This is a genomic window from Aeromonas sp. QDB30, assembly GCF_027707645.1.
In the GTDB taxonomy this organism is placed as follows: Bacteria; Pseudomonadota; Gammaproteobacteria; order Enterobacterales; family Aeromonadaceae; genus Aeromonas; species Aeromonas caviae.
Genome location: NZ_JAPCIY010000123.1, coordinates 1 through 6,447, shown reverse-complemented (window position 1 = coordinate 6,447; position 6,447 = coordinate 1). Strand labels below are relative to the sequence as shown.

Genomic DNA, 6,447 nt, shown 5'->3' with positions numbered 1-6,447 from the left:
GCGATAAAATCAGATCACAATCGAAGCCATTTTTATATCTATTTCAATTGGTTGCTGCTAAAGATCCTGTACATGAGACACGACTGGATTCGGTGAGAGCAGAGATGTCAAGACTGCTATCAACGTCTTGGCATTCAGCGTTTTCAACAGTAAATCTGCGTGGTGGCTTGCAAGCGCCAAGGACCACCATTAATGTGATGCAACCCGCCCGGTTCCATGAGTTCGACCTTGACCACCACGATGTTGTGCCGAATGTGATAGTCCCCGTTGTCCCTCTAAAGAGTCAAGGGAGAAGGTCTCGTCAACCTCAACGATACCTTCTTCCCGTGTGGCTTGATGTCCGGTCATCGCACGCAAAAGCGATGACGCCAGTAGCCTAAAGTTTGCTAGGCAATCGTTACAGAACGTGAACAGAAGCGGTGTTGGTGGTGCCGCTCGGTACCAGAGCACCGGAGACCATCACAACCACGTCACCTTTCAGACCCATGCCGATTTCCAGCGCGGCTTCTTTACCGATGCGATAGAAATCGTCGGTAGAGGCGATGCTGTCAACCACGTGAGCAACCACACCCTTGGTCAGCACCAGCTGGGCAGCAGTTTTCTTGTTGGTGGTGATCGCCAGGATCCAGGCTTTCGGGAAGTACTTGCGAATGGCCTTGGCAGACTTGCCGCCTTCGGTAGCAACCACGATCAGCGGGGCGTCCAGCTTCTCGGAGGTCTCTACGGCGCCTTTACATACGGCTTCGGTGATGCGCAGCTTGTTGCTGTCGTTGGCAGCAGACAGGTTGGACGGCATCACGGCATCGGTACGCTCGCAGATGGTGGCCATGATGGTCACGGCTTCCAGCGGGTACTTACCCTTGGCGGATTCACCGGACAGCATCACTGCGTCGGTACCGTCCAGGATGGCGTTGGCCACGTCACCAGCTTCGGCGCGGGTCGGACGCGGGTTCTTGATCATGGAGTCCAGCATCTGGGTGGCAGTGATAACCACTTTGCGGGCTTTGTTGCACTTGGCGATGATCATCTTCTGGGCGAAGATAACTTCTTCAACCGGGATCTCTACACCCATGTCGCCACGAGCAACCATGATGCCGTCGGAAACAGCCAGGATCTCGTCGAAGTTGTCCAGACCTTCCTGGTTTTCGATCTTGGAGATGATCTGGATGTTCTCGCCACCGTGGGCTTTCAGGTGCTCACGGATTTCCAGAACGTCTTCTTTCTTACGGATGAAAGAAGCAGCAACGAAATCAACGCCTTGCTCGCAACCGAAGATCAGGTCGCGCTTGTCTTTCTCGGCCAGGGCCGGCAGCTTGATGGAGACGCCCGGCAGGTTAACGCCTTTGTTCTCGCCCAGGTCACCGTTGTTCAGCACTTTACAGATAACTTCGCGCCCGGTGATTTCGATGACGTCCAGACCGATCAGGCCGTCATCAACCAGGATGCGGTTGCCGACGCGCAGATCGTTGGCGAAACCTGCATAGGTCACCGCCACTTTGTCTTTGTTGCCAACCACGGTCTGGTCGGTGGTGAAGGTGAAAGTCTGGCCAGCGACCAGCGCGACGTCGTTGCCGCCTTCCAGCTTCATGGTACGGATTTCCGGACCCTTGGTGTCCAGCAGGATAGCTGCGTGCTTGCCGGTCTCGGCCATTACAGCGCGCAGGTTGCTGATGCGGCTGCCGTGCTCGGCGTAGTCACCGTGGGAGAAGTTCAGGCGCATGACGTTCATGCCGGCGTCCAGCATTTTGGCCAGCATTTCTTTGGATTCGGTCTTCGGACCGATGGTGCAGACAATTTTGGTCTTTTTCATTTTTGAGTTCCTAGTTTTATTTAATTTCTACAAGCACCATCAGTTGACCGACAAACATAACAATCAGCCTTTAAGCCAGAGACTGTCGGATACTCGGCTTCGACTGCTGCGATCACCTCGGCCACTTTCTCCGGGCGCAGCAGGGCGACCACGCAGCCGCCGAAGCCGCCGCCGGTCATCCGCACGCCGCCATCTGTGCCGATCCTGGCCTTGATGATCTCCACCAGACCGTCGATGGCGGGCACTGTGATCTCGAAGTCATCGCGCATGGCGGCGTGCGACTCGGCCATCAGCTCGCCGAGGCGGGTCAGATCGTGGCTCGCCAGCGCATCGGCGGCCGCCAGGGTGCGGGCGTTTTCACCGACGATGTGGCGGGCACGGCGATAGCAGGCCTCATCCAGCCCGGCTTTGCCCGCTTCCAGTCCGGCCAGATCGAGGTCGCGCAGCGCCTTGACCCCGTAGTGACGGGCGGCCTCTTCGCACTGCTGGCGACGGGTGTTGTATTCGCTGTCCACCAGACCGCGGCGCACATTGGAGTTGACGATCAGCACCGCCAGATCCGCCGGCATGGGGATGAGGCGAGTCTCCAGCGAGCGGCAGTCGAGCAGCAGGGAATGATCGGTTTTGCCGCTGGCGGAGATCATCTGATCCATGATGCCGCAGTTGCAGCCGACGAACTTGTTCTCCGCCTGCTGGCCATTGAGGGCGATCTCGGCCTGACTGATGTCGAGCCCCAGCGCCTCTTTGAAGGCCTGACCGATCGCCACTTCCAGCGAGGCGGAGGAGGAGAGTCCCGCCCCCTGCGGCACGTTGCCGGAGACCACCAGATCGAGGCCGCGCAGGGTATAGCCGCGCTCCTGCAGATATTTCACCACGCCGCGGATGTAGTCGCTCCAGCGCTGGCTGGGGTGGTGCTCGATGGGCTGGTCGAGGTCGAACTGGTCGCGCTGATTGTCGTAGTCGGCGGCGATCACCTGTACTTGCCGGTCATCGCGCAGGCCGATGGCAACGCAGGTCTCGTAGTCGATGGCGCAGGGCAGCACGAAGCCGTCGTTGTAGTCGGTATGTTCACCGATGAGGTTGACGCGGCCGGGGGCGCGCACCAGCAGATCGGGCGCTTTGGCAAATTGCTCGGCAAAAACGGTGCTGACACGTTGGTTGGGGGTCATAGGGCCTCCTCATTGGTGTGGCTGGTCTGGGTGTAGTGAATGGGGCTCAGAGCGCGCAGCCGCTCGGCAGCCTGCTCGGGGGTAAGGTCGCGCTGGGTTTCGGCCAGCATCTCGAAGCCGACCATGAATTTGCGCACGGTGGCGGAACGCAGCAGTGGCGGATAGAAGTGGGCATGCAGTTGCCACGCCTCGGGGCAATCCGATTTGGGCGGTGCAAAGTGCCAGCCCATGGAGTAGGGGAAGCTGCACTCGAACAGATTATCGTAGCGGCTGGTGAGCTCCTTGAGCGCCACTGCCAGATCCTGTTGCTGGGCCTTGGTCAGGTTGAGCATGGAGGGGACGTGCGCCTTGGGCAGCAGCAGGGTTTCGAACGGCCAGGCGGCCCAGAAGGGAACCACGGCGAGCCAGTGCTCGGTCTCCACCACGATGCGCGAGCGATCCGCCAACTCCCGCTCCACATACTCCAGCAGCATGGGGCGGCCATGCTCGGCCAGCCAGTCACGCTGGTGCTGCTCTTCGCGGGCGATCTCGTTGGGCAGGAAGTCGCTGCCCCAGATCTGGCCGTGGGGGTGAGGGTTGGAGCAGCCCATGACTGCCCCTTTGTTTTCAAAGACCTGCACCCACTGCCACTGGGCCGACAGCTCGGCGACCTGATCCATCCAGGTGGTGATCACCCCCTCGATGGCGGGCAGCGGCAGCTCGGGCAGGGTCTTGCCGTGGTCCGGCGAGAAGCAGATGACCCGGCTGGTGCCGCGGGCGGCTTCCAGCTTCAGCAGGGGATCGCTGGCGCTATCGGCGGCCGGGGTATCCTGCATCAGGGCGGCGAAGTCGTTGGTAAAGACAAAAGTGCTCTTGTAGTCGGGGTTGATGTCGCCAGTGACCCGGGTGTTGCCCGCGCAGAGGAAGCAGTCGGGATCGTGGGCTTGCTTGGGGGCCTGACTCACCTTCTCCACCTGTCCCTGCCAGGGGCGTTTGGCCCGGTGGGGGGAGACCAGCACATACTGGCCGGTCAGCGGGTTGAAGCGGCGATGGGGATGATCGACGGGGTTGAACATCATCTCTCCTGAATAATGTATTGAAAAATAAAGTCGTTTATTACCGGGGAGCAGGCAGACCTACTCTTCGTAACCGTTCGGATTGGCGGATTGCCAGCGCCAGCTGTCGGCGCACATAGCGTCTATGTCCCGGGTCGCCTGCCAGCCCAGCTCACGCTGCGCCTTGGCCGGATCGGCCCAGCAGGCGGAGATATCGCCCGGGCGGCGCGGTTCGATGCGAAATGGCAGCGGCTTGCCACAGGCGGCAGAGAAAGCGGTGACCAGCTGCAACACACTCTGGCCCTGGCCGGTGCCCAGGTTGTAGGTGTGTACACCACCCTTGCCGGCGCAGTGTTGCAGTGCCTTGACGTGCCCCTCGGCGAGATCCATCACGTGGATGTAGTCGCGCACGCCGGTGCCGTCCGGCGTGGGGTAATCGTTTCCAAAGACCGACAGGCAGTCGCGACGGCCGATGGCCACCTGGGTGATATAGGGCATCAGATTGTTGGGGATCCCTTGCGGGTCTTCACCCATAGTGCCCGAGTCGTGGGCGCCGACCGGATTGAAGTAGCGCAGCAGGGTCATGCTCCAGTGGGGCTCGGCCAGCTGCAGATCTTCGAGGATCTCCTCGATGAGCAGCTTGGATCGCCCGTAGGGGTTGGTGGCGCAGCGAGGGAAATCCTCGCGGATCGGCAGGCTAGCGGGATCGCCGTAGACGGTGGCCGAGGAGCTGAACACCAGATTGTGCACATTGGCCCGCTTCATCGCCTGCAGCAGGGTGAGGGTGCCGCCGAGGTTGTTTTCGTAGTAATCCAGTGGAATGCGGGTCGATTCACCGACCGCTTTGAGGGCGGCAAAGTGGATCACTGCATCGATCTGTTGCTCGGCGAAGATCCGCTCCAGCAGGGCGGCATCGCGAATATCCCCTTGATAGAACTGGGGTTGCTGGCCGCTGATGGCGGCGACTCGGGCCAGCACGCTGCGCTTGCTGTTGCCGAGGTTGTCGACCACCACGGGATTCATGCCTGCCGCTTGCAGGGCCAGACAGGTGTGGCTGCCGATATATCCGCAACCGCCGGTGACTAGAACATTCATCTTGCTCTCCATATAAAAACATTGGTAACAGTCTAAACGAGAGGCCTCGACGTAAACTGTGAGCTCATCTACAAATCAGTGTAAGCGGTTACACTAATTTAGTGTGAGACTACATTGCAAGATCATTTTTCTCTATTTTTTCAATTACTTTCAAGGGTATAATAGTGTTTAACTATAATGTGAAAATGAGTGAAAACAGTATGAGTACCATCAAGGACGTCGCTCGGTTAGCCAATGTATCGGTGGCAACGGTCTCACGAGTGATGAACAATTCGCCAAAAGCCAGCGCAGCGTCCCGGGTCGCAGTGCAGAGAGCAATAACTGAGCTTGGTTACACTCCTAATGCAAATGCCAGGGCCCTAGCTAACCAGTGTTGTGATACCTTTGGTGTTGTTGTTGGGGACGTGGCGGATCCCTTCTTTGGGGCATTGGTGAAAGGTGTAGGCACTGTTACTACGGAGCAGGGGCTGCATTTGTTGATGGGAAATGGACGACATACAGCAGACGCTGAACGGGAAGCAATAGAGTTGTTGATTGCTCGCCGTTGTGAAGGGCTTGTTGTACATAGCAAGGCATTATCTGATGACGAATTGCTGCAATATGCTGAGCGCATTCCTGGTTTGGTATTGATTAATCGTTACATTCCAGCTCTTCAGGTGCGTTGTATCGCATTGAATAACCAGCAAGGAACCACGTTAGCCACTCGGCATGTATTGGCGCAGGGACATGTCAAAATTGCTTATCTGGGTTCAAATCGACCTATCGAGGATGCAGAGTCACGCTTGAATGGTTATCGGGATGCATTGATATGCGCAGGGATTGCTCCAAGTGATGAGTTGATTGAATTTGCCCAACCAAATGAAGAAGGGGGGGAGCAGGCGACGCTGAACCTACTCGCCAAAGGAGCAAAGCTTACAGCTATAGTAACCTACAATGATGCTATGGCGGCAGGCGCCCTCTCTGTACTGGCTGATAATGGAGTCAAAGTTCCGGAAGAAGTGTCCGTGATAGGCTTTGATGACATTATCTATGCTCGATATTTGCGTCCTAAACTAACGACTATGCGTTACCCTATTGAGTTGATGGCAGCTCAGGCCACAAGGTTATCACTTGCCTTGATTCGTGGGGAGTCTTCACCCGAGCACTCTCGTATATATACACCACTTCTAATAAATCGTCAGTCAGTCGCTCGTCCTATGTCGGAATGACAACTTGTTAGTTTTCCCCGCGGCATAAGTCAATCATTTTGTGTGCTAATAACTAGGGAAGGTGCGAACAAGTCCCTGATATGAGATCATGTTTGTCATCTGGAGCCATGGAACAGGGTTCATCATGAGTC

At 57.5% G+C, this 6,447-nt stretch carries 5 protein-coding genes and 1 pseudogene; 1 reads left to right on the top strand and 5 read right to left on the bottom strand.

Annotated features, from left to right (window positions below):
• Positions 1-78: 78 nt before the first annotated feature.
• The 5 genes and pseudogenes from PG896_RS21270 to galE all read right to left on the bottom strand — a co-directional run.
• Positions 79-371, bottom strand: a pseudogene (locus tag PG896_RS21270) (IS1595 family transposase); the annotation flags it as partial.
• A 26-nt stretch (positions 372-397) separates the two neighbouring features.
• Positions 398-1,810: a pyruvate kinase PykF gene (gene pykF / locus PG896_RS20205; protein WP_042649215.1), complete on the bottom strand. Its 1,413-nt coding sequence runs from the start codon at positions 1,808-1,810 to the stop codon at positions 398-400.
• Positions 1,811-1,830: 20 nt separating this feature from the next.
• Entirely contained in the window at positions 1,831-2,979 is a 1,149-nt protein-coding gene (gene galK, locus PG896_RS20200; RefSeq protein WP_021141162.1) for a galactokinase, read from the bottom strand.
• On the bottom strand, positions 2,976-4,034 hold the full coding sequence (locus tag PG896_RS20195) for a UDP-glucose--hexose-1-phosphate uridylyltransferase (protein ID WP_021141161.1): 1,059 nt from the start codon (positions 4,032-4,034) through the stop codon (positions 2,976-2,978). The genes galK and PG896_RS20195 overlap by 4 nt, the downstream gene beginning before the upstream one ends.
• Before the next feature lie 60 nt (positions 4,035-4,094).
• Positions 4,095-5,108, bottom strand: coding sequence for a UDP-glucose 4-epimerase GalE (gene galE, locus PG896_RS20190; RefSeq protein WP_021141160.1), 1,014 nt, complete (start codon positions 5,106-5,108; stop codon positions 4,095-4,097).
• Positions 5,109-5,308: 200 nt separating this feature from the next.
• Here galE and PG896_RS20185 point away from each other — a divergent pair, with 200 nt between their 5' ends.
• On the top strand, positions 5,309-6,316 hold the full coding sequence (locus PG896_RS20185; protein WP_082030023.1) for a substrate-binding domain-containing protein: 1,008 nt from the start codon (positions 5,309-5,311) through the stop codon (positions 6,314-6,316).
• Positions 6,317-6,447 lie beyond the last annotated feature (131 nt).